The organism is Micromonospora sp. NBC_01796, from assembly GCF_035917455.1.
Classification (GTDB): Bacteria; Actinomycetota; Actinomycetes; order Mycobacteriales; family Micromonosporaceae; genus Micromonospora_G.
The window spans coordinates 2075884-2102491 of sequence record NZ_CP109078.1 but is presented as its reverse complement, the minus strand read 5'-3'; the positions used below and the strand labels follow the sequence as shown (position 1 = coordinate 2102491).

Here is a 26608-nt window from a genome sequence, read left to right as displayed (position 1 = left end):
TCATGTCGTCGGTGGTCGGATCGGAGTCGGTGGCGACGGATGCCACGTTGGAGCCGCCCCCGGCGCCGGAGCGGGGTTCGGCGCGGATGGCCCTCTTCGTCGGCGGGGTGGTCCTCGCCCTGGTCGGCGGCTTCGGGCTCGGCCGGATGAACACCGACAGCGCCGGTTCCTCCGCCGGTACGCCGTCCGCGGTGGGCGACCACACCCACGCGCCGGGCACCGGGGCGCACGAGCACGGGCCGGGAACGACCACCACCGGTGGCACCGCCACGGCCGGTACGGAGGTCGGCGGGCTCTCGCTCAGCGCCTCCGGGTTCACCCTGGTGCCGACGACCAGCGCGTTCCAGCCCGGCCGGGAACAGCCGTTCCAGTTCCAGGTGCTCGGCACCGACCGTCGACCGGTCACGAAGTTCACGGTTGTCCACGACAAGCAGTTGCACCTGATCGTGGCCCGCCGTGATCTCTCCGGCTACCAGCACCTGCACCCGACGATGGCACCGGACGGCACCTGGACCGTGCCGCTGACCCTGGCCACGCCCGGCATCTGGCGGGCGTACGCCGACTTCACCGCGCTCGACGCCACCGGCAAGGAGACCGCCGCCACGCTCGGCGTCGACCTGGTCGTCAACGGCGACTACACCCCGACGGCCCTGCCGGCGGCGGCACGGGAGGCGACGGTCGGGGAGTTCACGGTCACGTACGAGGGGACCCCGCAGGTGGGTGCCACCCAACCGCTGCTGTTCCGGGTCTTCGCCAACGGCAGCCCGGTGGCCGGGCTGGAGCGCTACCTGGGCGCGTACGGGCACCTGGTCACGTTGCGTGCCGGTGACCTGGGCTATGTGCACGTGCACCCGGAGGAGCAACTGGTCGGCGGTGCGGTGAAGTTCTGGCTGGCCGCGCCGAGTCCGGGTAGCTACCGGATGTTCTTCGACTTCCAGGTCGCCGGGGTGGTGCACACCGCCGAGTTCACCCTGATCGTGCCCTGATCCCCGGCTCGGGCTCAGCCGGCTTTGCGTACCGGGCGTTGGGCGAGGTAACGCAGCAGGTCGCGGATCAGTTGTTTCTCGTCCGCCGGCACGGTCGGGTCGGCGAGCCGGGTGAGGATCACCCGTACGTCCGCGTCGATCTGCGTATCACCGCGTTTCGTGGCGCGACCCGCGCGGACTGTCGTGCCGGACGGGGTACGGCGACGGTCGTCGCGGACCGGTTCGCCGTCGGGCAGGCCGAGCGCCCGGAACGCCGCCGTGACCGGTACGTCGAGCGCGGCGCAGAAGCCGCGCACCTTCGCCAACTCGGGATAGTCGTGCCAGTCGCCGGCCAACCAGCGGAACACGGTGGACCGTCCGACGCCGGTGTGTGCGGCCAGGTCGGTGACGCTCCAACCTCGGTCGTCCTTGGCGTCGTCGATGGCTCTGCGGACGAAGCGGGCGAATGCCGCCTGGGGTGAGTCCGATGCGGCACCCATTGTCAGTGGACAGCCCTCTCCTGCTGGAGCACGACCTTTGCCCCTTGAGCGTAGTGCCATCTCGGCGCTTCGCCACTCAAGCAGCCATCGACTAGTCTCGTGGCCGGGACTGCCCCGGTGGTGCCTCGGCGCCGGATCGACGACCCGCCCTGGCCTGTCCGGAGTGGGAGCGCCCGGCGCGGGGCGCCACGGCGACGGTCTCCCGCTGACCGGGGGGGTAGCGGGAGACCTGTCGACCGGGGCGCCCACCACTCCCGGTGATCGGTTGAATCCACTATGCTCGACCATCGCGCGGGTCGACCGAATCGAGTCAGGCCGGTCGACCGCTGACCGTCGTCTGGCGTCCATCGCCTGCTGGCACGTCCCCACCGAGGCGAGTGAAGAGGATCAACGTGGCCAATCCAGCCCCACCGCTCCCACACCGACCCGGATCGATCAGCCTGTTCTTCGTGGCCAAGGCCGCGGTCTTCGCGGCCGGCTTCTGGATCTGGCTGCTGGTGCTGGTCTTCACGCGTACGGAGGTGAGCGGACTGCACGTACTGGCCGCCACCGGGACGATCATCACCACCCTGGTGTCGGTAGTGCTCGGGGTCCGGATGGCGTTGCAGCGCAACGCCGCCGACCGGCACGCCGAACTCAAGCGGCTGCTGGTCGACATCTCCTGGAACGCCTTCGCCGCCGCCGGCAACGCCGAGGCCGAGAGCAACGGCAACGTCGTACCGTTCCCGACCACGGCGTACGACGTTCCCACCCCGTCCGGGCGTACGCCGGGCGACAGCAACGGGGACCGCCGCCGCTGACCCGCGCGGGTCAGCCCAGCAGGGTTTCCAACCGGGGTACGACCTGCCACTGCGACACCAGTCCCCGGTACTCCGTCCGCTGCTCCGGTGTCGGCTCGGCACCGGTACGACGGGCGCGCAGCAGCAGGTTGCGTGGCGTGTGCTGGCTGTCGACGAACTCGACCACCTCGACCCGGTACCCGTGCAGCCGCAGCAACCCGGCCCGCAGCGAGTCGGTGAGTACGTCGGCGAACCGCTCCCGCAGGATGCCCTCCCGGGTCAGCAGGTCGTACGGCTCCGGAGCCGGCCGGGCACGCAACTGCCGGGCCAGGTCGTGGTGGCAGCACGGGGCGGCGAGCACCCACCGGGCGCCCCACCCGACCGCGCGGGCGAGTGCCTCGTCGGTGGCGGTGTCGCAGGCGTGCAGGGCCAGCACCAGGTCGGGTGCCGGTTCGACCACCGCGTCCAGGATGGTGCCGGCGACGAACCGTACCCGGTCGGCGCACCCCAGTTCCTCGGCCAGCTCGGTGTTGCGCTGCCGCTGGTCCTCCCGTACGTCCACACCGACCAGTTCGACCTCCACCCCGCGCCCGGTCAGATAGCGGTACGCCGCGAAGGTCAGGTACGCGTTGCCGCAGCCGAGGTCGACCACCCGCAACGGCCCGGTCAGCTCGGCCGGGAGGGTTGCCGCCAGCGCCCGGAGGAACGCGTCGACCTGGCGGCGCTTGGCCGCGCTGCCGCCGACCGCGGCGAACAGCGGGTCGCCCGGATCGAGCAGGTACTCCTTGGCCCGGTCGTGTCCGGCCGGTGCGACCGACGTACGGTCGGCAGCCGCCCGGTGCACCTGGGCGTCGCCCTTCTTGGTCACCCGTACCTGGACGGTGGCGGTCGCCGTCTCCACGTGCCAGTTGCCGAACGGCTCGGCCAGCAGGGCGTCCACCGCCTCGTCCGACTCCGGACCTGGTGCCACGTTCCGGGTGTACGGCCGGGAGCCGTCGAAGGTCGCGATCTGTAGCCGGGGACCGGCCTTGAGGGCCACCGGTCGCAGTTCGGCGCGGACCAGGGTCGGTGCCTGTCCCCGGCGACGGCCGGCGGCGACCGCACGGGTCAGCCCGGGATCGAGCAGCAGCGCCCGTACCTCGGCGAGTGCGAGTTCGAGTTGTTCGGGCATGTGTCTACCTGGCCTTTTCGAGCGGGGTCGGGTCGAGGGCCGACACGGTTCCGGCCTCCGCCGATGATCGGGGAGGCCGGAACCGATGAGCTGTGGTGACGGGGGTCAGGCGCTGGCGGAGTCCGCCGGGGCCGAACCGTCGCCCGTGGAGCGCGCGTTCGGCGTACCGGAATCGGTGGCGCCGGTGTCGGTGGATGCCGAACCGGCCCGCGAACCCCGACCGCCACGGCGGCGGCGCCGGGTACGGGTGCGACCGGTGCCGGCCTCGTCCGATCCGTCGCCGGTGGTCTCGGCGACCGGGCCGGTGCCGTCGGTCACGACCACGGTGGCAGCGGCGGTGCCGGTGTCGGTGCCGTCACCGACGACAACCTCGCCCGCGCGACGCCGACGGCGCTGCCGGGTGCTGGTCCGGACCACCTCGTCGGCCTGGTCGACCGGCGCGTCCGGGGTGGTGGCGGCCGGTCGGCCACCGCCGGAGCGACCGTCGCCGTCCCGGCGGCCCCGGGTACGACCCGCGCCGCGACCGGCGCTGTCGCCGCCCCGGCCGCCCTCGGGGCGGCGAGCGGTGCGGGACCGGCCGCCGAGGTCTTCCTCGACCTCGGCGGAGAGGCCGACCCGGGTCCGGTCGGCGGTCGGCAGCGTGCCCGAGACGTCGGTCGGGATGTGCAGGTCGGTGTAGAGGTGCGGGGACGTGTGGTACGTCTCCGGCGGCTCCGGCATGTCGAGCCCGAGCGTCTTGTCGATGATCCGCCACCGGGGCATGTCGTCCCAGTCGACGAAGGTGATCGCGACACCGGTGGCGCCGGCCCGGCCGGTACGACCGATCCGGTGCGTGTACGTGTCCTGGTCTTCCGGACAGTCGTAGTTGATCACGTGGGTGACACCGGTGACGTCGAGCCCACGGGCCGCGACGTCGGTGGCGACCAGGACGTCGATCTTGCCGGTACGGAACGCCCGCAGCGCCCGCTCCCGGGCACCCTGTCCCAGGTCACCGTGGACCGCCGCGACCGCGAAGCCCCGGAAGTCGAGGTCCTCGGCGACCCGGTCGGCGGCCCGCTTGGTCCGCGTGAAGATCATCGTCAGGCCACGGCCCTCTGCCTGCATGATCCGGGCGACGATCTCGACCTTGTTCATCGAGTGGGTGCGGTAGACGAGCTGCTGGGTCAGCGGCGACGGCCCGGTCTCGGCGGTGTGCCCGGCGTGGATCGTCACCGGCTGGTGCAGGAAGCGCCGGGCCAACGTGACGATCGGGTCCGGCATGGTGGCCGAGAAGAGCATCGTCTGCCGCTTCTCCGGCAACATCGCCAGGATCTTCTCGACGTCGTCGAGGAAGCCCAGGTCGAGCATCCGGTCGGCCTCGTCGAGAACCAGGGCGTGCACCCCGTCGAGCCGCAGGTGCTTCTGCTTCGCCAGGTCCATCAACCGGCCGGGCGTACCGACCAGGATCTCGACACCCTTGCGCAGCGCCTCGACCTGCGGCTCGTACGCCACCCCGCCGTAGATCGGCAGTACGCGTACGCCACGGGTCTTGCCGGCGGCGGCGATGTCCTTGGCAACCTGCAGGCCCAGCTCACGGGTCGGTACGACGACAAGCGCCTGCGGTACGCCGGTGCTGCCCTCGGCGGGCGCGGTGACCCGCTCCAGCAGCGGTACGCCGAAGCCCAGGGTCTTGCCGGTGCCGGTCGGCGCCTGGCCGATCAGGTCGGTGCCGCGCAGCGCGATCGGCAGGGCGTACTCCTGGATCGCGAACGCGCGCAGGATACCGACGGCGGCGAGCGCGTCCACGGTCTCCTGACGTGCGCCCAGGTCCGCGAAGGTCGGTGCCTCCGGGCGCACCGGAGCGTCGGCGGCCAGGTCCTGGCCAGCCATAACTTCTTCGATTTGATCGCTCATCTGGTTGTGGGGGTGCCCTCTCGTGGGTGCGCCCCGTCAGTCCGTAGGGCGCGGTTTCGGTTTGGCGCGGGCCACACGGTCTGCGGCAGAGATGCCGACTCAAACCGGGCCGCACGCGCGCCGCAGGAAGCATTTCGAGGTACTCGAGACCTACGGCAACTGCTCCATGTTACCTGAGCCGGGCAAATGTCGCCTCTACTCGCGCTGATGGGGCTCCAACCGGGGGTACGCACTGTGGTGCGGATTACCATCGCGCGCTTCCGAGCCGGGCGCCAATCGGCGGTTCCGGCCACACCGGGGTACTCGTCACCGGTGTGCACGGGTCGGGCTGGTTGTCCGATTCGGCCGGTTCGACGGCGAGGGCCGTCGGTCGGGGAGAGGGTGTCGCAGGCGGGACGGCTGCTCGGGGGCTCCACCCATGAGGTGGCCGACCCCGACAGGGGCAGCGGGGGCCGCGTGACCGACCGCGCGACCCGGTGGGACGGGCGGCCGGTCTGTTGGGCGACGGGCTGGGCCCCGGACCGGCCGGTCGGCCGGTGTCGGGGTCGTCAGCCCGTCGGGAAGGACCGGGTCAGCGGGCGACGAAACCGACGGCCCGAGGGGACGCCTCGGCGATCTCGACGTACGCGACCTTGGTCACCGGGACGATGATCCGGCGACCCTTCTCGTCGGTCAGGGACAGGGTGCCGTCGTTGGCGATGGCGTCGGTCACGATCTGCTCGATCTCGGCCGGCGTCTGCGCGCTCTCCAGCACCAACTCGCGCGGCGCGTACTGCACGCCGATCTTGACCTCCACGGGACCTCCTCATCCAGGGCGAAACTTCGCCGTTGCGAAGGCTATCCGATGAGCGGAGGTATCCGTCAGGCCGACTCGCCCTGGAGGGGGAAGCTGGCGATGCCACGCCAGGACAGGGCGGCGAGCAGCGCCTCCGCCTCGGACTTCGGCACCTGACGCCCGCCGGCCAGCCAGAACTGGGCCGCCGTCTCGGCCGCCCCGACCAGGCCGGAGGCGAGCAACTCGGCCCGCGCCCGGTGCACGCCGGTGTTCGAGATGATCGTGTCGGCGATCGCCGCGATGCAGCCCTGCTCGACCCGCTCCACCCGCTCCCGTACGGCCGGCTCGTTGCGCAGGTCCGACTCGAAGACCAGCCGGAACGCCTCGCTCTTGTGGTCGATGAAGTCGAAGTACGCCCGTACCGCGCCACTGACCCGATCCTTGTTGTCCGGGGTGGCCGCGATCGCTTCCCGGACCATCGCCACGATCGCGTCGGCGTGGGTGTCCAGCAGCGCCAGGTACAGCTCGAGCTTGCCCGGGAAGTGCTGGTACAGCACCGGCTTGGAGACCCCGGCCCGCTCCGCGATGTCGTCCATCGCCGCCGAGTGGTAGCCCTGGGCGACAAAAACCTCCTGGGCGGCGGCCAGCAACTGCTTACGCCGGGCCGAGCGAGGCAGCCGGGTAGGTCGGCCTGCTGTCTGCGCACCGTTCTCCGCAGCAGCGGTCATGGGAACCTCCGTGTCTCACACATCGCACAACCATCGACCTCGATCAGAACGGATCGACGTATCGCGTCGCGCCGCCGAATTAGGCCACCGCTGTAACTTATCGCCACTGTCACCACACGGTAGCCTCAGCGGGGGCGACCAAGGAGCGCACGGTGGACGAAACAGGGCAACCCGGGGCCGCCGCACCGGGCGAGAACGGCAACGGGGCAGGTCCGCACGGTGACCTGGCCCGGCCGGCCAATGGGTGGGCGGCGGCCGATTCCGGCTGGCCCAACGGGGCCGAGCCGGCCGATGGCGGCTCCGACTCACGGCCGAGGTGGCGCCAGTCGCCGGAACCGGGGGGTCCGCCGTCATGGGCGGCCGACCCGGCGACGAGGTACGCCGACCCGACGGTTCCGACCGGCGCGGGCCGCGAGTCCGGGCAGCCGACCAACGGGGCGACCTTCGGTGACCGGCACTACCCGGAACCGCCGGCGGCGGCGTACCGGGCACCGGCCAGTGGGCCGCCCTACCCGTACCAGGGCGAGCCCGAGTACGCGTACCCGGAGGATTTCGGACCGGAGCGGATCGCCGTACCGGCGCCGCGTCCACCGTCGGCACCGGAGCGTCCCGGCCAGCCGGAACAGGACCGTCTGTCGTCCGTACCGGACAGGTCCGCCGGTGGTCGGGATCGGCCCCTGGCGGCGGTCGGGGACCGCCCCGGCGCGGTGACGGACCGGGCTTCGACCGGTCAGGACCGGCCCGGCGGTGCGACCGACCGGGCCTCGGCGACGCAGGGTCCGGCCGAGTCGCCGGACGCCGAGTCGGCCCGCCACGCGTACGGCGAATCCGTACCGACCTCGGCCCCGCCGGCCGGTCAGCCGGCCCAACCCGGCCCTACGCCGCCCGGATTCGAACCCGCACCCGTCTTCCGTGCGGTGCCGAACTACGACCTGACCCCGCCGAAGCGGTTGGAATCAGTGCCCATTCCGGCGAACCCGGCCGATCGGGGAGCGCGGACCGCCGACCGCCCGGCCGAGCGGGAGCAGCCGCCACCGCACCGGGACGCCCCGGAATCCCACGAACGAACGGCCGTACCGGAGCCGGAGCACGAGTCGGACCGCGCCGGAGCCGCCCGGCCCGCCTGGGCCCGGTCCGGTGGTGGTGCCGAAGCCGGTTGGGTGCGCTCCGCCGCCGAGGCCGAGACATCCGGACCCGAGCGCAACCGCGCCGCTGCCGCCCCGGAGGACGACGGTCGTCCGGCCTGGGCCCGGTCCGAGGGTGGACAGGACGCCGGTGAACCGGCCCGTCCGGCCTGGGCGCGATCCGGCGCCGGGTCACCGGCCGCCGATTCCGACCGTCCGGCCTGGGCCCGGTCCGGCAGCGGTCTGCAGGCCGCCGCCGCGTCCTGGGCCCGCAACGAGGCGGCGTCCGAAGCGACGGCAGGCGCCTCCGGCCCCGGTTGGTCCCGGTCGGAGACCCCGCAGTCCAGCGGGGACGGCGGCAGCGAGTGGCCCCGTTCCGCGCCCGAACCCCAGCAGCCGGCCGAGCAGTCCCGGCCGGGTTGGGCGTCCGGTTGGGCACCGCCGTGGGCGAAGGACACCCAGGACCCCGAAGCGCGTCGCGCCCGTCACGACGACTCGCCCGGATGGCCTGATTCGAGCCCCGTGCCGGCACCCGGCCAGCTACCGGGTCCGGAGCCGACGCAGGGCTACCCGTCGGCCGCCGGACCGGGGAGATACCCGGCCGGGGGCGAGCCGTCCGGCTACCCGGCACCCGGTGACCCAGCGGGTTACCCGGCGCCCGGTGAGCAGGCAGGCTACCCCGCGCCCGGCGAGCAGGTGGGTTACCCCGGGCCCGGTGAACCTGCGGGTTACCCCGGGCCCGGCGAACCTGCGGGTTATCCCGCCCCCGGTGAGCCGGCGGGACGGGGCGGTGGGTACCCGAACGGACCCGAACGTCCGTGGGGAGCGCCGTACCCCGGTTATCCGGCCGGGCCGCAACAGGCGGGTCCGGTCGACCAGGGCCCGGCGATCCGGGCGGCGGAACCCGCGCCGGAGGCGCTCCCGCAACGGGTGCCGGCCGAGCCGGACGTACCGACGATGGCCGAACCGATCCCGCCGGAGCCCTCGGCGGAAACCCCCGAACTCGCCCGGATCGCCACCCACCTGCGGCGCGAGGACGCACCCAGCCAACTCCGGGACCGACCCGAGGGCTTCGACGTCAAGGCGATCCTGGCCGCCGTACGGGGTGTGCCCGGGGTACGGGACGCGTCCCTGCGTACGACCCCGGCCGGTGCGCACAGCCTGCGACTGGACCTCGCCGACGGGGCGGATCCGGCCGAGGTGAGCCGTCAGGTCGCCCGGTTGCTCCAGGACCGGATGGGCCTGGCGGCGGCGCCGAAGCTGCCCGGCACCCCGGTGCCCGGCGCGATGCTCCCCGGCACCCCGATGCAGGGCGCGATGATGCCCGCCGCTCCGGGATCCGTGGCCCCGGCGTCCGCCCCACCCGCCGTCGCCCAGCCCGACCCTCGTTCGGCGGTTGCCGACGACCGGCCGGTCGAGGAGCCCGCCGAACCGCCCCGCCGACGCCGGACGGCCACCGCGCACCAGGGCCGGGCGGCCGTGGAGGAGCGCCCGGTCGGCCCGTACGGCGGTGGAACCGGTGTGTCCGGGGGAATGGCCACCGGCAGCCCGGTGACCGCGGGGTCCTCGTACTCCGGGGGTCAGCCCACGACCACCGAGACCGCACCGTCGAGGCCGCTCAATCCCGGCGGCGTCCCCGGCCCCCGGGTGGTCCTGGACCACGTCCAGGTGAGCACCTTCGGCCTGGAGGCGACCGTCGAGGTACGGCTCGCCGCCGGTGAGCAGCGGGCGACCGGGCTGGCGTCCGGGCCGGCGGTGGACGGTTACGTGCTCCGGCTCTGCGCGGTCTCGGCCGCGGTCGCGATCGACGAACTGCTCAGCGCCTCGGCCCGGGTGACCGAGATGGGGCGGTGCTTCGTGGAGCACGCGGCGGTGGTCCCGTTCGGGAGCTGCGAGGTGGCGACCGTGGTGGTGCTGCTGGTCTGCGACGGGTGGGTGGAACAGCTCGCCGGTTCCGCGCTGGTCGCGGGCGATCCCCGGCAGGCGGTGGTCCGGGCCACCCTGGCCGCGGTCAACCGGCGGTTGGAGGCACTGCTCGTCTGAGCGCCCGTCAGAGAGCGCATCAGTGGATAAGGGGCGTACGGGCGGACCGGGCCCGGTTCGCGGCACACTGGATAGATGAAGCGTGCGGCCCTCGGGGCGGACGAACTCTTCCGCCGGGACGGATGTCCACCACCCTGGCCCGGTCGACCGGTGCTCCTCGACGGTCTGGTGACCTACGTACGGGACACCCCCGCGACGTCCCCGGACGCCGAGCCGGCGCTCTACGTCCACGGGCTGGGCGGCTCCGGGCAGAACTGGACCGACCTGGCCGGCCTGCTCGCCGACCGGCTCGACGGTCAGGCGATCGACCTGCCCGGCTTCGGCTTCAGCGAACCGGGACGCAGTTACACCGTGCCCGCCTTCGCCGACCGGGTGATCCGCTATCTCGAGTACGCCGACCGGGGGCCGGTGCACCTGTTCGGCAACTCCCTCGGCGGCGCGGTCTCGGTACGCGTCGCCGGACTCCGTCCCGACCTCGTACGCACCCTCACCCTGATCTCCCCGGCGATGCCCTTCCTCGACCCCCGGCGGTCACTGCAGGGCCGGATGCTGCCGCTGCTGGCGGTGCCGATGGCGGAGCGGCTCGCGTACCGGCGGTTGACCCAGATCGCGCCCGAGGACATGGCCCTGCAGGTGCTCACGGCGTGCGTGGCGGACATCACCCGGATCAACGACCAGCGGCGGCGGGAGGCGATCGAGGAGATCCGGATCCGGTACACCGCCGAGCACTACGCCGCCGCCTACCTGCGTACGCTGCGCGGTCTGGTCAGCAGCTTCGTACGGGCGTACCTGCCGGGTGCCGGTTCAATGTGGCGGATCGCCCGGCTGGTGAAGGCGCCGACGCTGGTCATCGGCGGCCGGCAGGACCGGCTGGTGGACATCCGGGTGGCACCCCAGGCGGCCCGGGTGATCCCGGACAGCCGGCTGTTGATGCTGGACGGAGTGGGGCACGTGGCCCAGCTCGAGGTACCCCGTACGGTCGCCCGTGCGGTGGTTGCCCTACTGGATGAGACGGCAATGCTGCGCTACTGACCGTGACGTGGCACGCTGGTCAACGATGTCCACTTCCAGTTCACGATCCCGGTCCCGAGCCCGTGCCACCAGGGCGAACGACTCGGATCGGTACCGCGGGGTCCGGCGGCGGGAAGCTCCGCGCGGACGACGGCTCGCTATCGTCACGGCGGTTCTCGTGGCGGTCGTGGGTGTGCTGATCGGGTTGGTCGGCCCGCCGTTGGTCAACCGGTTGACCGCGGCCGAGCGGCCGTTGTCGGTGACCGGACCACCGGCGGGCGTCAACGCCGCCCAGGCGGCCGTGACGCCCCCGGCGAAGCCCGGCACGTCACCGTCGGCGTCGCCGAAGCCGCCGTTGCTGCGGATGCCCGGCCCGGTGCCACAGTCCGGGAAGAACACCTTCCGGTACGGCACCGGTGTGGGCAAGGTGGCCGGGCAGGCGGGGGTGCTGCGGCGCTACCGGGTCGCCACCGAGGACGGCTCCGGTGAGGACGTGAAGGAGTTCTCGGCGGCGGTGGACGAGACCCTGAGCGACCCGCGTAGCTGGACCGGCAGCGGACAGCTCCGGTTGCAGCGGGTGCCGGAGGGTTCGAACTACGACTTCACCGTCTACCTCGCCACGGCCGACACCGCGGCCCGGATGTGCGCCGCCGGTGGGACCGACATCCGGATCGACGGTGAGCCGTACACGTCGTGCCGGACGCCGGGTAAGGTGATCATCAACCTGAACCGGTGGATGCTCTCGGTCGACTACCTGGTCGCGGCGAAGTTGCCGCTGGCCGACTACCGGCTGTACGTGATCAACCATGAGACCGGCCACCAGTTGGGACACGGGCACGAGCAGTGTCCGGGCAAGGGCAGGCCGGCACCGGTGATGCAGCAGCAGACGCTGTTCCTCAACGGCTGCGTGGCCAACTCGTGGCCGTACCTGGACGGGCGCCGGTACGAGGGACCGCCGGTCTGACCTGCCGTTCCGTGGTCCGCCGGGCTCCCCGCCCGGGGTACGGCGGCCCGACCGCCGGCTATTCCCGCCCCGGTTTACGGGACAGGTGTTCCACCTCATGGTCAATGCCCGGTGTCCCGAGCGACAATGGCGCGGCACACCACTATCGATTCCGGGGAGTTCACCGTGTCGTTGCCCCCGCTCGTCGAACCCGCCGCCGAGCTGACCGTTGACGAGATCCGCCGCTATTCCCGCCACCTGATCATTCCCGACGTCGGGGTCGAGGGGCAGAAGCGGCTCAAGAACGCCCGGGTGCTCTGTGTGGGCGCCGGGGGCCTGGGCTCTCCGGCGCTGATGTACCTGGCCGCGGCCGGTGTCGGCACGCTGGGCATCGTCGACTTCGACACCGTCGACGAGTCGAACCTCCAGCGCCAGATCATCCACGGCCAGTCGGACATCGGCCGCCCGAAGGCGGAGTCCGCCGCGGCGACCGTTCGGGAGATCAACCCGCTGGTCAACGTCGTGATCCACAACACCGCGCTGGACCGGGACAACGTACGCGAGCTGTTCGGCCAGTACGACCTGATCGTCGACGGCACCGACAACTTCGCCACCCGGTACATGGTCAACGACGCCGCGGTGCTGCTCGGCAAGCCGTACGTCTGGGGTTCGATCTACCGGTTCGACGGCCAGGCGTCGGTCTTCTGGGCCGAGCACGGCCCGTGCTACCGCTGCCTCTACCCGGAGCCGCCGCCGCCCGGCATGGTGCCGTCGTGCGCCGAGGGTGGCGTGCTCGGTGTGCTCTGCGCGTCGATCGGCTCGATCCAGGTGACCGAGGCGATCAAGCTGCTGACCGGCATCGGTGAGCCGCTGGTCGGCCGGCTGACCGTGTACGACGCCCTGGAGATGGAGTACCGCAAGATCAAGGTCCGCAAGGATCCGGGCTGCGTGCTCTGCGGTGAGAACCCCACGGTGACCGACCTGCTGGAGGACTACGAGGACTTCTGCGGCGCGGTTTCCACCGAGGCGCAGGACGCGGTGGTCGGCTCGACCATCACCGCCTCGGAGCTCAAGGAGTGGCAGGACACCGGCAAGGACCACTTCCTGATCGACGTCCGGGAGCCGGCCGAGTACGAGATCGTCCGCATCCCCGGTTCGACCCTGATCCCCAAGGGCGACATCCTCTCCGGTGAGGCGCTGGCCAAGCTGCCGCAGGACCGGCAGATCGTGCTGCACTGCAAGTCGGGGGTCCGTTCGGCGGAGGCCCTGGCGGCGCTGAAGGCGGCCGGGTTCCGGGACGCGGTGCACGTACAGGGCGGGGTGCTGGCCTGGATCAAGCAGGTCGACCCGGCGCTGCCGGCGTACTGAGGATCACACCACGTACCGTCACCCTCCGGGTGCGCAGTGTTCGACGAGGGCTCCTTCCGTGCCGAAGGTTCGGTACGGAAGGAGCCCTTTTGGTCATCCGTGGTCGGGTTTCGGATTGACCGGGGCCTATGACCGGACCTGCCGAGTGGCTGGTTGACCTCGGCTGACTTACCGAGGCAGAGAAAGTTTCCCGCCGGTAGCCTTCTCTCCCGTGGTGGACATGGACGGTGCGATCGGCTTTGTCGTGGCGCACGGCGACGCGGTGGACCGGGCTCGACTCTCCTGGTTGCGTACCGGCGCACCACCCCTGCCGGAGGTGATCGGCGACGTCGAGATGGGGTCGGCCCCGGACGGTGGCTGGCCCGCGGTCTGGGGCGGTGGGATCGCCTCGGTCGACGCCACCTGCTTCCGGCTGGCCGAACTCGACGACCTCGGCGCCCTCGACCGGCCCGCCGCCCGGAAGGCGCTGGACTGGCTCGCGAGCCGGCAGCGACCGGACGGCACCTGGGAGGAGGACGAGTCACTGGCCCGGGAGGCGCCGGACTGGGCGAAGCCCGGCGACGCCGAGGCGGAACTCTTCCTCACCGCCAACGCCGGGTTCTGGCTCACCGTGGCCGGGCTCGACGCCCGTGCCGCCGGACCGCTGGACCACCGGGTCGGCGGCGCGTACGCCGGGTCGGTGCAGGCCGCCGCGAGGGCGATCGCCGACCGGTTGAAGCCCGACGGCACCTGGCCGTCGTTCCTGGCCGCCGGTTGGCTGTCGGCCGCCGTGCTCTACCGGCAGGAGCTGTTCTACGAGTCGGCGCGGATCCAGGGCGTGCTGGGTGACCGGCTGCCGCAGATGTCCCCGGCCGACGTGGCCTGGATGGCGTCGGCGCTGGTCCGGGTCGGGGTCAACCCGGACGACTGGCTGCTGGTCGCCGCCCGCCGCCGGCTGGCCGAGACCCAGCGCAGCGACGGTGGCTGGCCGAGCGAGGACGGCGACACCTTCGACGTGCACACCACGCTGCTGGTCATCCGCGCCGCCCGCTGAACCGGTCGGCCGGCGGACCCGACCTGCGGGTGAACCGGGCCCGGCGGTCAGCCGCGCAGGTGGCCGTCGCCGGTGACGACGTACTTGGTGGAGGTCAGCTCGGGCAGCCCCATCGGGCCACGGGCGTGCAGCTTCTGGGTGGAGATGCCGATCTCCGCGCCGAAGCCGAACTCGCCGCCGTCGGTGAACCGGGTCGAGGCGTTGACCATCACCGCGGCCGAGTCGACCCGGGCCACGAACTCCCGGGCCGCGCCGACCGAGTCGGTGACGATCGCCTCGGTGTGCTGGGTGCCGTACCGCCGGATGTGCTCGACCGCGACGTCGAGCGAGTCGACCACGGCGGCCGAGATCTCCGCGGCCAGGTACTCCGTGCCGTAGTCCTCCTCGGTCGCCGGCACCACCTCGGCCGAGTAGGCCCGGACCCGGTCGTCGCCGTGCACGGTCACCCCGGCGGTGTCGAACGCGGCCAGCATGGCCGGCAGGAACGCGTCCGCGATGTCGGCGTGCACCAGCAGCGACTCGGCGGTGTTGCAGGTCGACAGGCGCTGGGTCTTGGAGTTGAGCACGATGTCGACGGCCTTCGCCACGTCGGCGGCGGCGTCGACGTAGACGTGGCAGTTACCCACCCCGGTCTCGATCACCGGCACGGTCGACTCCTCGACCACGGTCCGGATCAGCGACGCCCCGCCGCGCGGGATCAGCACGTCGACCAGCCCACGGGCCCGCATCAACTCCTTGACCGAGTCGCGGGACGAGGCGTCGAGGAGCTGGATCGCGTCGGCCGGCAGCCCGGCACCGGTGACCGCGTCCCGCAGCACCTCGACCAGGGCGGCGTTCGAGTGCGCCGCCGACGAGGAACCCCGCAGCAGGGCCGCGTTGCCGGACTTGAGGCAGATGCCGGCGGCGTCCACGGTCACGTTCGGGCGCGCCTCGTAGATGATGCCGACCACCCCGAACGGGACCCGGATCTGGCGCAGTTCCAGGCCGTTGGGGAGGGTCGAACCGCGTACCACCTCACCGACCGGGTCGGCGAGCCCGGCCATCTCCCGCAACGCGGCGGCGATGGCGGCCACCCGGTCCGAGGTGAGGGCCAACCGGTCCAGGATCGCCGCGGACAGCCCGGCCGCGCGTCCGGCCGCCAGGTCCGCCTCGTTCGCGGTCAGGATCTCCGGCGTACGGGCGACCAGCGCGTCGGCCATCGCGTGCAGGCCGGCGTCCTTGGCGGTACGGGTCGCGGTGGCGAGCGCATTCGCCGCCGTACGGGCCCGACGTGCCTGCTCGCTGACAGTCATCTCGAACTCCTCGTTCTTCACAGCAGGACCAGGTCGTCACGGTGGACGACCTCGCGCTCGTACGCCGGGCCGAGGGCGGCGGCGAGTTCGCCGGTGGAGCGCCCCAGCAGTCCGGGCAGTTCCACCGCGTCGTAGTTGACCAGCCCACGGGCGACCGGGATGCCGAGGATGTCGACCAGGTCGACCGGGTCACCGGCGGTGAAGGTGCCGTCGACGGCGGTGATGCCGGCTGGCAGCAGCGACTTGCGGCGGGTCACCACGGCCTGCACCGCGCCCGGGTCGAGGTGCAGCCGACCCCGGGGCGAGGTGGCGTGGGCCAACCAGAACAGCCGGGCACCGGGCCGGTGTACGGCCGGATGGAAGAGGGTGCCGACCGACGCCCCCGCCAGCGCCTCGGCGGCGAGCGGGGCGGCGGTGAGCACGACCGGGATGCCGAAGCCGGTGGCGATCCTGGCCGCCTCGACCTTGGTGACCATGCCGCCGGTGCCGACACCGGCCCGCCCGGCCCGGCCGATCGTCACCGTGGCCAGGTCGTCGGTGCTGTGCACCTGTTCGATCCTGGTGGTGCCGGGCTTGGCGGGGTCGCCGGTGTACAGGGCGTCGACGTCGGAGAGGAGCACCAGCAGGTCGGCCTGGACCAGGGCGGCGACCAGGGCGGCGAGCCGGTCGTTGTCGCCGAACCGGATCTCCTCGGTGGCGACCGTGTCGTTCTCGTTGACGATCGGTACGGCCCGCAGGTCGAGCAGCTTGCGCAGGGTCCGGTACGCGTTGCGGTAGTGCACCCGTCGGGTGACGTCGTCGACGGTGAGCAGGACCTGCCCGACGGTGCGTCCGTGCCGGGCGAAGCTGGCCGCGTACCGGCCGATCAGCAGGCCCTGCCCGACGCTCGCGGCGGCCTGCTGGGTGGCCAGGTCACGCGGTCGGCGGGGCAGCCCCAGCGGGGCGAGACCGGCGGCGATCGCACCGGAGGAGACCAGCACGATCTCCCGCCCGTCCGCCGCCAGCGCGGCGAGTACGTCGGTGAGGGCGTCGACCCGATCGGTGTCGAGTCCGCCGCTGGCGGTGGTCAGCGAGGACGAGCCGACCTTGACCACGATCCGCCGCGCTGCCGTGACTGCTTCACGCACCCGCCCATTCTGCGCGGTTATCGCCGCTGGCCGGCGGTCGGCTCCCATATGCTGGCGATCCGTGACGACGGAAGAGTACGTCGAGGCCGTACTGGCGCTGGTCGAGCGGATCCCGTCGGGACGGGTGATGTCGTACGGGGCGATAGCGGACGCGTTGGCCGACCGGTCCGGGCGCAACTCCGCCCGCCAGGTCGGGTCGATCATGAAGCGGCACGGTGGCGGTGTGCCCTGGTACCGGGTGGTGAACTCGGCCGGCCGGCTGCCGCCGGGGCACGAGTCGCGGGCGCGGGCCAGTCTGGTCGCCGAGGGCACCCCGATGCGCGGCGACAAGGTCGACCTGCGCAACGCCGCCTGGTTCCCGCACCACTGAGCAGGCGGCGCTCCCGCAGGACCGGGCAAGTGGCGCTCCCGCGGGACCGGGCAAGTGGCGCGGCCGGACACCTTCCGGGCGGTCGGAATCGGATCTTCGGGGGGTGGGGCGGACCGCGTACCGCCGTTAGCATTCGGCCCCATGACTGCCTCGCCGGCCGGGACCGGCCTGCCCCGCCGGGTGCATGCCGGCTATGCGCTCGGATCGCTGGCCACCGGGGCGTTCGGCACCGTACCCGGATTGGTGCTGTTGCCGTACCTGACGGACACGTTGGGCATCGCGGCCGGCATCGCGGCACTGCTGGTCCTGCTGCCGAAGGCGTGGGACGTCGTGGTGAACCCGGTGGTCGGGCGGATCTCCGACCGGACCCGCTCGCCCTGGGGGCCGCGCCGGCCGTTCCTGCTGGTGGGCGGGGTGGCGCTGGCGGTGCTGTTCGCGGCGATGTTCGTCGGACCGGTCGGCACCGGCACCGACGCCGGCTGGTACGTCGCGTTCGCCTTCCTGGCCACCGCGACCGCGTTCGCCTTTTTCCAGGTGCCGTACGTGGCGATGCCGGCCGAGCTGACCGCCGACTACGAGGAACGTACCCGCCTGATGACCTGGCGGATCGCGGTGCTGGCGGTGGCCATCCTGGTCTCCGGTGCGGTCGCGCCGATGGTGGTCAACGCCGGTGGCTCGGGCATCCCCGGACACCGGTGGATGGGGCTGTTCGTGGCGGTGCTGATCGTCGTCGGTGCGGTGGGCGCCTTCCTCGGCACCCGGGGCACCTCCGCCGGTACGGTCGGCGAGAGTGAGCCGAGCCTGCGGGCCCAGCTCCGGGTCGTCTCGGGTAACCGGCCCTTCCGGTTGCTGCTGGCCTGTTTTGTCATCCAGGCGGCCGGGATCGCGACCGTGCTCGCCGGGGTCAACTACTTCGTCGAGCAGGTCCTGGAGGCGGGCGAGAGCGGCACGACGATCGCGTTCGTGTCGTTTGTCGGACCGGCTCTGCTGGTGATGCCGCTGTGGTCCAGGATCGGGGCCCGGATCGGCAAGCTGCGGGCCTTCGTCCGGGCGTCACTGATCTTCGCTGCGGGGGCGTTGGCGCTGGTCGCCGCGCCGCTCCTGCCGGCCGTCCTGCCGTACCTGGTGATCGTGGTGATCGGGTGCGGGTACGCCGGACTCCAGGTGTTCGCGCTGGCGATGCTCCCGGACTGCATCGCGTACGACACCGCGCGGACCGGCCGTCGCCAGGCGGGGGTGTTCACCGGGGTGTGGACGGCGGGGGAGACGTTCGGGCTGGCCTTCGGGCCGGGCATCTACGGGCTGGTGTTGCAGCTCTTCGGTTACGTCTCGTCGGACACGGGGGTGGCGGCGGCGCAGTCGGACACCGCCCGGCTCGGGGTGCTGCTCGGTTTCACCGTGCTGCCGGCGCTGCTGGTCGGGCTGCCGGTGCTGCTGCTGCGGCGCTACGACCTGACCCCGGCCCGGCTCGCGCAGGCGCAGGCTGGACCGGTGGCGGATCCATCGGTGGCGGTCAGCGAGAGCGGACCGGTCCGGTGAGCGAGTCGGCTGTTACGGTGTCCGCCATGTTCGACGCGCTGCCCCCGCACGGCGTACCCGCTGCCCAGGTGTTGGACGAGATCCGTGGCCTGCGGGCCGCCGACCGCCCGACCCACGGCGGGCGGTTGTTCGCGTACGTCTACGACCCGGCGGTACCCGGTCTGGACGAGTTGGCGCACTCGGCGTACGCGCTGTCGGCGCACGTGAACGGGCTCGATCCGACCGCGTTCCCGTCCCTGCTGGCGATGGAGAACGCGCTGGTCGGCGCGGCGGCCCGTACGCTCGGCGGTGGTCCGGGCAGCAGCGCGCCGGAGGTGGTCGGCAGTGTCACCAGCGGTGGCACGGAGTCGCTGATCCTGGCGGTGAAGACCGCACGGGACGCGCACCCGGAGATCGGGGCGCCGCGCCTGGTGGTGCCGGTGACCGCGCACGCGGCGTTCGCGAAGGCGGCGCACTACCTCGGGGTGGCGCTCGATCTGGTGCCGGTGTCGCCGAAGACGCTGCGTCCGGATCCGGCCGACGTGGCCGCCGCGATCGGGCCGGAGACGGTCCTGCTGGCGTGTTCCGCTCCGTCGTACGCGCACGGGGTGGTGGATCCGATCTCCGCGATCGCGGAGATCGCGGCGGCGGCCGGGGTGCGGTGCCACGTGGACGCCTGCTTCGGCGGCTGGACGTTGCCGTACCTGCGCCGGCTCGGGGTGGACGTGCCCCCGTTCGACTTCGCCGTACCCGGGGTCACCTCGATCTCGGTCGACCTGCACAAGTACGCCTACGTGCCGAAGGGCGTCTCGGTGCTGCTGCACCGCGACGCGGAGCTGCGCAAGCCGCAGTACTTCGCCTTCGCCGACTGGCCCGGCTACACGATGCTCAACCCGGTGATCTCGTCCACCCGTTCCGGTGGGCCGATCGCGGCGGCGTTCGCCACCCTGCGGCACGTCGGTGACGCGGGTTACCTGGCCCTGGCTCGGACCACTGTGGACGCTGTTCGCGGGCTGGCCGCCGAGGTGACCGCCGTGGACGGGTTGCGGCTGCTGGCCGAGCCGGAGGCGACCGTGGTCTGTTTCGGCACCGAGGATCCCGGTCTCGACCTGTTCGTCCTCGCGGACGAACTCACCGTCCGTGGCTGGCACACCCAACCCCAGATGGCGTACGGGGACCTCCCGGCCAGCATCCATCTGACCGTCACCGCGTCGGTGGCGCCGAGGGTGGCCGATTTCGGGGTGGACCTGCGTGCCGCCGCGGCTGCCGCGCGGGCCGCCGGTCCGGTCGAGCTACCGGCCGAACTGCTGGCGTTGGCCGGTGCGCTGACCCCGGAGCAGCTCACCCCGGAACTGGTCGCCGGCCTCGCCGCCGGGCTGGGGCTGGGCGGCGGTGCCGAGGGTGCCTCGGGTGGGCCGCTGCCGGAACGGGTGGCCGTGGTCAACACCCTGCTCAACGTCGCACCGGTACGCCTGCGTGAGCGGCTCCTGGTGGAGTTCCTCAGCCTGCTGCAACGTCCCACCTACTGACCGTCGTACGTCCGCCGGTCTTCGCCGACGCCTCCCCTCGCAGATTTCCACGGTCGGGACTGCGTTAGCGTCAACGCCCGTCGAAGGATGATCCATCGGACCGTACGGTCGTCCTCCGGCCTCCATCCCGGCTCCGAGAGGCGCATGTGAACATCCTGGAAGCGGTGCTGCTGGGCGCGGTGGAGGGGCTCACCGAGTTCCTGCCGGTATCCAGCACCGGTCACCTCACCATCCTGGAAAAGCTGCTCGGCTACTCCATCGACGACCCCGACATCACCGCGTTCACCGCGATCATCCAGGTCGGCGCGGTGTTCGCGACCCTGCTCTATCTCCGCAAGGACCTGATCCGGATCTTCACCGCCTGGGTGCGCGGGGTGTTCAGCCCGGCGGGTCGGGAGAGTCCGGACTACCGGTTCGGCTGGGCGGTCATCCTGGGCTCGATCCCGATCGGGGTGATCGGGCTGCTGTTCAAGGACCAGATCGAGACCACGCTGCGCAGTCTCTGGTTCGTCGGGTTCGCGTTGATCCTGTGGTCCGGGGTGATGTGGTTCGCCGACCGGGCGGCCACCCAGGTTCGCCACGAGTCGGACGTGACCTGGAAGGACACCCTGATCATCGGTACGGTGCAGTCCCTGGCGCTGATTCCCGGCATCTCTCGGTCGGGCGCGACGATGTCCGCCGGGCTGCTGCGCGACCTGGACCGGGTCACCGTGACCCGGCTGTCGTTCTTCCTCTCCATCCCGGCGCTGATGGCGGCGGGCGCGCTCCAGGTGGTGGACGAGTACGAGAACATCAGCAACGGGGTCGGCTGGCCGGCGACCATCACCGCCACCCTGGTCAGCGGGATCGTGGGTTACCTCGCGGTGGCCTGGCTGCTGAAGTTCATCGCCCGGCACACGTACACGATGTTCATCGTCTATCGGGTGATCCTCGGCACGGTGGTCCTGGTCCTGGTCGGTACGGGCACCATCTCGGCCACCTGACCGATCGGCTGGTTCGTCACGGCGGCCCGGTGTTCGCCCCTCGGTGGGGCGGATACCGGGTCGCTGCGCTGTGTGCGGGTACGAACACATCGACAAACTTATTTCCAGGTCTTTACTGTAAATAGTGTTTACTATAAATTGTTAAGGGCGCCCTGCCGAGTACGAGTAAGGAGCCCTTCGATGCGAAGATCTGCCGCACTGTCTCTGCTGACGGTCGCAGCCCTCATCACCTCCACCCTGGTCGTCGCCGCGCCCGCGCAGGCACACGGCTACATCTCGTCACCACCCAGCCGGCAGGCCAACTGCGCGCAGGGTCGGGTCGCCAACTGTGGACAGATCCAGTGGGAACCGCAGAGCGTCGAGGGTCCGAAGGGGCTGCGCAACTGCCACGCCAACATCGCGCACTTCTCCGTACTCAGTGACGAGAGCCGGAACTGGCCGGCGACCTCGGTCGGCACCTCGCTCACCTTCAACTGGGTGCTCACCGCCCGGCACTCCACCAGCACCTGGGAGTACTACATCGGCAACCAGCGGGTGGCGCTGTTCAACGACAACGGCCGCCAGCCCGGTGCCACCGTCTCGCACCAGGTGAACCTCAGCGGTTTCTCCGGCCGGCAGAAGCTGCTCGCCATCTGGAACATCGCCGACACCGCCAACGCGTTCTACTCCTGCGTCGACCTCCAGATCGGTGGCGGAGGGGGCGGCAACCCGACGACCCCGCCGCCGAACCCCACCCCGACGCCGACCCGTACGGCAACCCCGCCGCCGAACCCGACCACCCCGCCGCCGGCCGGTGGCACCTGGGCCTCGGGCACCGCGTACCAGGTCGGCGCCACGGTCACCTACGGCGGTGCCAGCTACCGCTGCCGTCAGGCACACACGGCCATCCCCGGTTGGGAGCCGCCGAACGTACCGGCGCTCTGGCAGCGGCTCTGACCCGCACCTGCACCGGCGGGCCCGTACCGGATCCGGTACGGGCCCGCGCTCGTCCCATCCCTGCCCGTTGCCCGAGCCGAAAGAGGCGGGACATGGCCCGTTACCGTCGTACCCTGCTCGCCCCGGTGGTGCTGTTGCTGCTCGCCGGCTGCGGCGGCGCGAGCACCGCTCCCGGCGGTTCACCGGCCGGGCCGACCCCCGCGCCGCAGCCGGTGGTCTCCGCGACCGCCACCGGGTCGCCGGGACCGTTCAACCCGGCGGACGTGATGTTCCTCCAGATGATGGTGACCCACCACGGTCAGGGCCTGGAGCTGGTCCGGTTGGCCGAGAGCCGGGCCCAGCGCGCCGAGGTACGCACCCTCGCCGCGGCCGTCGACGTCACCCAGACCGAGGAGCAGGAGACGATGCGCGGCTGGCTGCGGAACTGGGGACAGCCGACCGAGGCGGACCCGGCCGACCACGCCCACGCCGACCACGGCGGTCTGCCGGCCACCGGACCCGAACAGATCGCCGCCCTGGGCCGGATCACCGGGGCCGAGTTCGAGACCGCGTTCCTCAACCTGTTCATCGCCCACCAGCACAACGCCGTCGAGATGGCCCGCAACGAGGCGAAGTTCGGGCAGGACCCGGCCGCCAGGGAACTGGCCGGCCGGATCGACCAGTCCCGGACCGCCCAGATCAACCAGATGCTGACGATGCTCGGCTAGTTCCACCGGTTCAACCACTGTGGAGTGTGGGTACCGAACGCGGCGGTGCCCGACCGGAAGATCCCGGTCGGGCACCGCCGCTGTGACTTCGGGCTCAGGCGGCCGGGACGGCGGTGACGGTGAAGGTCGCCGCGTTGTCGGCCGGGTTCGAGTCCGGGGTCTCGGTGTTCCCGTACGGGAGGTGCAGTTGGGCGGTTGCGTCGCCGAGCGGCCCGGCCACGGTGTCGGCCTCGGCGGTCAGCGGGACGTCGAAGGTCCGTACCTCACCGGGCATGAACTCGCCGCCCGGCACCACGCAGCGCGCGAAGGGGCAGAAGACGCCCTCGCCGGTCCGGACACCCTCCGGCAGGCCGAGCTGAACCTGGAGTTCGTCGTGCGGCGCGTCGCTGCGGTAGCCGACCGTGATCGACACCTGACCGGCGTAGCCGCCGTCGGCCTGCTGGTTCAGCACGGCCGGACCGACCCGGACCGAGCCGTCGGCCACCGTGTCCTGCACGTACGGGAGCGGGTGGCGCACCGAACCGGTGGTGGAACGGAACAGGGCGGAGAACGCCTCGCCACCGCGTACCGGGACCGAGTCGACCGAGACGTCCACCCGACCGCCGGTGGCCACCATCGGGTAACGGCGGGCGTCGGTCAGGACCTCGAACTCGGCGTAGACGGTCCGCCGCTCGCCGGGCTCGAACCTGTCGATCGTGCAGTTGACCGTGCGGCGGGGTCCGTCGTTCAGCGGGAAGCACGGCCCCTCGGGCAGCAGGCCGGTGAAGGAGCCGCCGACCGGCTCGGTGACGGTGACGACGGGCAGGACGTCCGCGGTGCCGCGGAGGGTGATCGTGATCGGCAGCGTGCCACGGTAACCACGCTCGGTCGGCTGGAGGACCAGGTTGCCGACGGAGACGGACGAGCCGTGATTTCTGTTTCCGGCCGAGGCGGCGCCGGCCGGGGCGAGGGCCACCAGCAACGCGGCGGTGCCGAGCGCACCGACGAGCAGACGACGACGCATTGAGACGGACATTGTTCCTCCAGATTGTTCCCCGTGTGCCGTGGCGCTTTCTGTCCCGGCATCGAACAAGACACGTCCCATTCCGTATTCGGGTTGCGGTGCTTTTCTGTCCGCGAAACGACAAGGATGACCGACAACCGATCCCGACCGGAACGCGTCAGGGGTCGACGCCGATCGGACCCGGCAACGACAATGGCCCGCACCCGGAAATCCGGGCACGGGCCATGTGCCTCGGGTCAGCGGTACTGGAACTCGATCCGGTCGTTGTTGCCGCTGGAATCCGGTACGACCCACTCCCTGCCGTCGACCCGGTCCACATTGCTCAGGTGGACCGTGGCGGTGCCGCTGTCGCCCTGCGCGCTGCTCATCAGCCCGAGCACCAGCGTCCGTTCCTCACCGGCCTTCAGTGGCTTGAGTTCGCAGAACAGCGCCGCGGCCGGCACCGACGAGGTGTTGCTCACCTTGGTGCAGGCAGACCAGCCGGCGCCTTCGTGCCGCATCACGCCCTGACTGAACCAAAGCTCCAGCCGTACGGTCTTCGAGGTGGAGGGACCGTCGTTACGGATCTTGACGGTCACCGAGCCGTACCGCCATCCCGAGATGACGTCCTCGGGATGTTCGACGAAGACCACGTCCGTGGCGCTGACCGGCCGCAGGTCGATGAATGTCGGATTGGGTCCGAATGCTTCCGGTCCGGCCTTCTGCTCGAACTCCTTGCCATTCCAGGCGTAGCTCCGCCACTGTTTCTGCGACCACGCGTTCGGGATCTCGCAGCACGTCGGAATATCACCCACCTGGACCCGTACAGTTCCGGTGGGGTCGTATTTGACGTCGGCCAGCCATTCTATTCCGGCACCCACCCGGACAACCTGGCCGAGGGTGACCACCTTTCCGGTGGCGTCCCGGTCGAACACCACCACCTGCTGTGTCGTCCCGCCCTCGGTGAGGGGGCAGGTCAGCAGGGCGATCGACTCGGCGGCCCCGTCCTGGTCCACGTCGCCGTGGACGAGCGTGGCCAGCGCCGGGTGCTTCATCTTCGGGTCGTCCTCCAGCCGGACGTTCCTGGTGACGCACCACTCGGGGGCGGTCGACTGCCACGCCGGCAGGGTCACCCGGGCCTTCAGCAGGTCTGCCCGGCTGATCTCACCGTCCGGTGGCGGTGGGGTGGCCGACGCCGACGGGGTCGCCGACGGGGTCGGGCTGGCTGACGGGGTGGGGCTGGTGGTCGGTTCGCCGGTCGCGGCGGGTCCGGGGGGCGGTGCGGAGTTGCGGTTCAGCGCCGCGTACCCGGCGACCGGGCCGATGACGAGGACCAGGGCGAGGGCGAGGCCGGTGGTGGTCGCGACCCGTCGGCGGTGCCGGACGGTGGTGCGTACGGCGTCCGGGCCGGGTGGGGTGATCTGGTCGAGCAGTCCGGTACGGAAGGCGGCGAACTCGGCGTCCAGCGCGAAGTCGTCGTACGCGAGGTCGTCGGTGTCAGCCATTGTTCTGCTCCTTGCGGTCGGTCAGCTCGGCGGCGAGAGCGGCGCGGGCGCGGTGCAGCCAGGACTTCACGGTCCCTTCCGCCACCCCTTCCTGCCGGGCGATCTCGGCGATCGACATGTCACCGAGGTGGTGCAGGACCACCGCACGTCGGTGGTTCGGTGGTAACAGGGCCAGGGCGGCGGTCAACGCGACCCGGTCCGGGGTCGGGCCGGCGACGTACTCCTCGCGTTGCCGGCGCAGGTACGCCTGCGCGGTGCGGAGTCGTCGCCACCGGCTGGTGGCGAGGTTCCAGGCGACCCGGCGGACCCAGGCGACCGGGTCGTCGTACCGGACGACCTTGTCCCAGCGGGCGAAGGCCCGGCAGAACGCCTCCTGGACCAGGTCCTGCGCCTGCCCCAGATCCCCCGTGTACGCGCACAGATGCACGGTCATCGACCGGAAATGCGCGTGGTAGAACGCATCGAACTCGACTCTCTCGGCTCTGTCCGGGTCGCCCTCACCGGCAGGTACAACCGGTGGTGAAGCATCGACGCCCGGACCTGTCGTCACCGTCACTCGTTCCTCCCCGTCCGGGCCCCTGCCCGAGGACGTCGGTAACACGTGCCGGCGACGGCACCGGTTGCGGGCGAGCGACCGGACGATGCTGTGGTTCACTGTCGGGTGCCGGACCGAGAGGGGGAGACCGTGCAACTGCCCGGAGTGCTCGGCGAACCGATCAGGTTCGTGCTCAACTGGGGACGCCGCTATTCATTGTGGGTCTTCAATTTCGGGCTGGCCTGCTGCGCGATCGAGTTCATCGCCACCAGCATGGGCAGACACGACTTCATCCGGCTCGGGGTCATCCCGTTCGCCCACGGCCCGCGCCAGGCGGACCTGATGGTGGTTTCCGGCACGGTCACCGACAAGATGGCCCCGGCGATCAAACGGCTCTACGACCAGATGCCCGAGCCGAAGTACGTCATCTCGTTCGGTGCCTGCTCCAACTGCGGGGGGCCGTACTGGGACTCGTACTCGGTGACCAAGGGGGTCGACCAGCTCATCCCGGTCGACGTCTACGTACCCGGCTGCCCGCCCCGCCCGGAGGCACTCCTGCACGGCATCCTCCGCCTCCAGGAGAAGATCGCCGCCGAGCAGTCCGGCATCGGTGGCGTGTCCCGCCCGGATCCGCTCAGCGCACCCGTCGACGCCGGTACCGGCCGCAGCGTCGCCTCGCTGACCGCACCACCCGTACGGCGCCCGTCGAGCTGACCGCGTTACCCGTCACCCGTCACCGGTCAGCCGTCACCCGGCCACGGCAGGGGTGACTGCGTCACCGGTCAGCCGAC

The 26608-nt window shown here is 71.7% G+C and carries 24 protein-coding genes; 14 read left to right on the top strand and 10 right to left on the bottom strand.

What is annotated here, in order from left to right:
* Nucleotides 1–2 precede the first annotated feature (2 nt).
* Complete coding sequence (locus OIE47_RS09675) at nt 3–986, top strand: hypothetical protein (RefSeq protein ID WP_326561152.1); 984 nt, start codon at nt 3–5, stop codon at nt 984–986.
* Nucleotides 987–1000: 14 nt separating this feature from the next.
* On the opposite strand, the gene OIE47_RS09670 is transcribed toward OIE47_RS09675, so the two are convergent.
* A complete protein-coding gene (locus tag OIE47_RS09670) occupies nt 1001–1465 on the bottom strand; it encodes a helix-turn-helix domain-containing protein (protein ID WP_326561151.1) in 465 nt (154 codons plus the stop codon).
* A 392-nt stretch (nt 1466–1857) separates the two neighbouring features.
* Between OIE47_RS09670 and OIE47_RS09665 the strand changes: the two genes are divergently transcribed.
* Nucleotides 1858–2265, top strand: a complete 408-nt coding sequence (locus tag OIE47_RS09665) for a hypothetical protein (RefSeq protein ID WP_326561150.1) — start codon at nt 1858–1860, stop codon at nt 2263–2265.
* A gap of 10 nt (nt 2266–2275) precedes the next feature.
* Here OIE47_RS09665 and OIE47_RS09660 read toward each other — a convergent pair whose 3' ends face one another.
* From OIE47_RS09660 to OIE47_RS09645, 4 genes are all read right to left on the bottom strand, one after another.
* Nucleotides 2276–3415 (bottom strand): class I SAM-dependent methyltransferase, encoded by a 1140-nt coding sequence (locus OIE47_RS09660; RefSeq protein ID WP_326561149.1) that lies wholly within the window; start codon nt 3413–3415, stop codon nt 2276–2278.
* 105 nt (nt 3416–3520) lie between these two features.
* Nucleotides 3521–5308: a DEAD/DEAH box helicase gene (locus tag OIE47_RS09655; protein WP_326561148.1), complete on the bottom strand. Its 1788-nt coding sequence runs from the start codon at nt 5306–5308 to the stop codon at nt 3521–3523.
* Nucleotides 5309–5879: 571 nt separating this feature from the next.
* Complete coding sequence (locus OIE47_RS09650) at nt 5880–6104, bottom strand: DUF3107 domain-containing protein (RefSeq protein ID WP_121158362.1); 225 nt, start codon at nt 6102–6104, stop codon at nt 5880–5882.
* 65 nt (nt 6105–6169) lie between these two features.
* The gene (locus OIE47_RS09645; protein ID WP_326561147.1) at nt 6170–6811 is read right to left on the bottom strand and encodes a TetR/AcrR family transcriptional regulator; all 642 of its coding nucleotides are present in this window, start codon (nt 6809–6811) and stop codon (nt 6170–6172) included.
* Nucleotides 6812–6963: 152 nt separating this feature from the next.
* Between OIE47_RS09645 and OIE47_RS09640 the strand changes: the two genes are divergently transcribed.
* The 5 genes from OIE47_RS09640 to OIE47_RS09620 all read left to right on the top strand — a co-directional run bounded on the left by OIE47_RS09640 (nt 6964) and on the right by OIE47_RS09620 (nt 14333).
* Nucleotides 6964–9978 (top strand): hypothetical protein, encoded by a 3015-nt coding sequence (locus OIE47_RS09640; RefSeq protein WP_326561146.1) that lies wholly within the window; start codon nt 6964–6966, stop codon nt 9976–9978.
* Nucleotides 9979–10053: 75 nt separating this feature from the next.
* Nucleotides 10054–11010 carry an alpha/beta fold hydrolase gene (locus OIE47_RS09635; RefSeq protein WP_326561145.1) on the top strand — a complete coding sequence of 319 codons (957 nt, stop codon included), beginning with the start codon at nt 10054–10056 and terminating at the stop codon, nt 11008–11010.
* A 157-nt stretch (nt 11011–11167) separates the two neighbouring features.
* Nucleotides 11168–11953 (top strand): DUF3152 domain-containing protein, encoded by a 786-nt coding sequence (locus tag OIE47_RS09630; protein ID WP_326561144.1) that lies wholly within the window; start codon nt 11168–11170, stop codon nt 11951–11953.
* A gap of 126 nt (nt 11954–12079) precedes the next feature.
* The gene (moeZ, locus tag OIE47_RS09625; RefSeq protein ID WP_326563044.1) at nt 12080–13300 is read left to right on the top strand and encodes an adenylyltransferase/sulfurtransferase MoeZ; all 1221 of its coding nucleotides are present in this window, start codon (nt 12080–12082) and stop codon (nt 13298–13300) included.
* 220 nt (nt 13301–13520) lie between these two features.
* Nucleotides 13521–14333, top strand: a complete 813-nt coding sequence (locus tag OIE47_RS09620) for a prenyltransferase/squalene oxidase repeat-containing protein (RefSeq protein WP_326563043.1) — start codon at nt 13521–13523, stop codon at nt 14331–14333.
* Between the two features lie 47 nt (nt 14334–14380).
* Here the strand turns inward: OIE47_RS09620 and OIE47_RS09615 are convergent, their stop codons facing one another.
* Nucleotides 14381–15625, bottom strand: a complete 1245-nt coding sequence (locus tag OIE47_RS09615; protein WP_326561143.1) for a glutamate-5-semialdehyde dehydrogenase — start codon at nt 15623–15625, stop codon at nt 14381–14383.
* A 17-nt stretch (nt 15626–15642) separates the two neighbouring features.
* Nucleotides 15643–16752: a glutamate 5-kinase gene (gene proB / locus OIE47_RS09610; protein ID WP_326561142.1), complete on the bottom strand. Its 1110-nt coding sequence runs from the start codon at nt 16750–16752 to the stop codon at nt 15643–15645.
* 61 nt (nt 16753–16813) lie between these two features.
* On the opposite strand from proB, the gene OIE47_RS09605 reads away from it, so the two are divergent.
* The 6 genes from OIE47_RS09605 to OIE47_RS09580 all read left to right on the top strand — a co-directional run bounded on the left by OIE47_RS09605 (nt 16814) and on the right by OIE47_RS09580 (nt 22795).
* Nucleotides 16814–17122 (top strand): MGMT family protein, encoded by a 309-nt coding sequence (locus OIE47_RS09605; protein ID WP_326561141.1) that lies wholly within the window; start codon nt 16814–16816, stop codon nt 17120–17122.
* A gap of 141 nt (nt 17123–17263) precedes the next feature.
* On the top strand, nt 17264–18661 hold the full coding sequence (locus OIE47_RS09600) for an MFS transporter (RefSeq protein ID WP_326561140.1): 1398 nt from the start codon (nt 17264–17266) through the stop codon (nt 18659–18661).
* 26 nt (nt 18662–18687) lie between these two features.
* Nucleotides 18688–20169 (top strand): pyridoxal phosphate-dependent decarboxylase family protein, encoded by a 1482-nt coding sequence (locus OIE47_RS09595; RefSeq protein WP_326561139.1) that lies wholly within the window; start codon nt 18688–18690, stop codon nt 20167–20169.
* Nucleotides 20170–20315: 146 nt separating this feature from the next.
* Nucleotides 20316–21152 carry an undecaprenyl-diphosphate phosphatase gene (locus OIE47_RS09590; RefSeq protein WP_326561138.1) on the top strand — a complete coding sequence of 279 codons (837 nt, stop codon included), beginning with the start codon at nt 20316–20318 and terminating at the stop codon, nt 21150–21152.
* A gap of 180 nt (nt 21153–21332) precedes the next feature.
* On the top strand, nt 21333–22088 hold the full coding sequence (locus OIE47_RS09585; RefSeq protein ID WP_326561137.1) for a lytic polysaccharide monooxygenase: 756 nt from the start codon (nt 21333–21335) through the stop codon (nt 22086–22088).
* Between the two features lie 92 nt (nt 22089–22180).
* Nucleotides 22181–22795, top strand: a complete 615-nt coding sequence (locus OIE47_RS09580) for a DUF305 domain-containing protein (RefSeq protein WP_326561136.1) — start codon at nt 22181–22183, stop codon at nt 22793–22795.
* A gap of 94 nt (nt 22796–22889) precedes the next feature.
* Here the strand turns inward: OIE47_RS09580 and OIE47_RS09575 are convergent, their stop codons facing one another.
* From OIE47_RS09575 to OIE47_RS09565, 3 genes are all read right to left on the bottom strand, one after another.
* On the bottom strand, nt 22890–23810 hold the full coding sequence (locus OIE47_RS09575; protein ID WP_326561135.1) for a hypothetical protein: 921 nt from the start codon (nt 23808–23810) through the stop codon (nt 22890–22892).
* Nucleotides 23811–24034: 224 nt separating this feature from the next.
* Complete coding sequence (locus OIE47_RS09570) at nt 24035–25282, bottom strand: hypothetical protein (RefSeq protein ID WP_326561134.1); 1248 nt, start codon at nt 25280–25282, stop codon at nt 24035–24037.
* The gene (locus OIE47_RS09565; RefSeq protein ID WP_442792068.1) at nt 25275–25838 is read right to left on the bottom strand and encodes a sigma-70 family RNA polymerase sigma factor; all 564 of its coding nucleotides are present in this window, start codon (nt 25836–25838) and stop codon (nt 25275–25277) included. The genes OIE47_RS09570 and OIE47_RS09565 overlap by 8 nt, the downstream gene beginning before the upstream one ends.
* 129 nt (nt 25839–25967) lie before the next feature.
* Here OIE47_RS09565 and OIE47_RS09560 point away from each other — a divergent pair, with 129 nt between their 5' ends.
* A complete protein-coding gene (locus OIE47_RS09560) occupies nt 25968–26531 on the top strand; it encodes an NADH-quinone oxidoreductase subunit B (protein ID WP_326563042.1) in 564 nt (187 codons plus the stop codon).
* Nucleotides 26532–26608 lie beyond the last annotated feature (77 nt).

Excerpts from the sequence above, each read along its gene's own strand:
- OIE47_RS09675 (WP_326561152.1), top strand. The coding sequence starts at position 3 with ATGTCGTCGGTGGTCGGATCGGAGTCGGTGGCGACGGATGCCACGTTG.
- OIE47_RS09670 (WP_326561151.1), bottom strand. The coding sequence starts at position 1,465 with ATGGGTGCCGCATCGGACTCACCCCAGGCGGCATTCGCCCGCTTCGTC.
- OIE47_RS09660 (WP_326561149.1), bottom strand. The coding sequence starts at position 3,415 with ATGCCCGAACAACTCGAACTCGCACTCGCCGAGGTACGGGCGCTGCTG.
- OIE47_RS09655 (WP_326561148.1), bottom strand. The coding sequence starts at position 5,308 with ATGAGCGATCAAATCGAAGAAGTTATGGCTGGCCAGGACCTGGCCGCC.
- OIE47_RS09645 (WP_326561147.1), bottom strand. The coding sequence starts at position 6,811 with ATGACCGCTGCTGCGGAGAACGGTGCGCAGACAGCAGGCCGACCTACC.
- OIE47_RS09635 (WP_326561145.1), top strand. The coding sequence starts at position 10,054 with ATGAAGCGTGCGGCCCTCGGGGCGGACGAACTCTTCCGCCGGGACGGA.
- moeZ (WP_326563044.1), top strand. The coding sequence starts at position 12,080 with ATGGCGCGGCACACCACTATCGATTCCGGGGAGTTCACCGTGTCGTTG.
- OIE47_RS09620 (WP_326563043.1), top strand. The coding sequence starts at position 13,521 with ATGGACGGTGCGATCGGCTTTGTCGTGGCGCACGGCGACGCGGTGGAC.
- OIE47_RS09615 (WP_326561143.1), bottom strand. The coding sequence starts at position 15,625 with ATGACTGTCAGCGAGCAGGCACGTCGGGCCCGTACGGCGGCGAATGCG.
- OIE47_RS09600 (WP_326561140.1), top strand. The coding sequence starts at position 17,264 with ATGACTGCCTCGCCGGCCGGGACCGGCCTGCCCCGCCGGGTGCATGCC.
- OIE47_RS09595 (WP_326561139.1), top strand. The coding sequence starts at position 18,688 with ATGTTCGACGCGCTGCCCCCGCACGGCGTACCCGCTGCCCAGGTGTTG.
- OIE47_RS09585 (WP_326561137.1), top strand. The coding sequence starts at position 21,333 with ATGCGAAGATCTGCCGCACTGTCTCTGCTGACGGTCGCAGCCCTCATC.
- OIE47_RS09580 (WP_326561136.1), top strand. The coding sequence starts at position 22,181 with ATGGCCCGTTACCGTCGTACCCTGCTCGCCCCGGTGGTGCTGTTGCTG.
- OIE47_RS09575 (WP_326561135.1), bottom strand. The coding sequence starts at position 23,810 with ATGTCCGTCTCAATGCGTCGTCGTCTGCTCGTCGGTGCGCTCGGCACC.
- OIE47_RS09570 (WP_326561134.1), bottom strand. The coding sequence starts at position 25,282 with ATGGCTGACACCGACGACCTCGCGTACGACGACTTCGCGCTGGACGCC.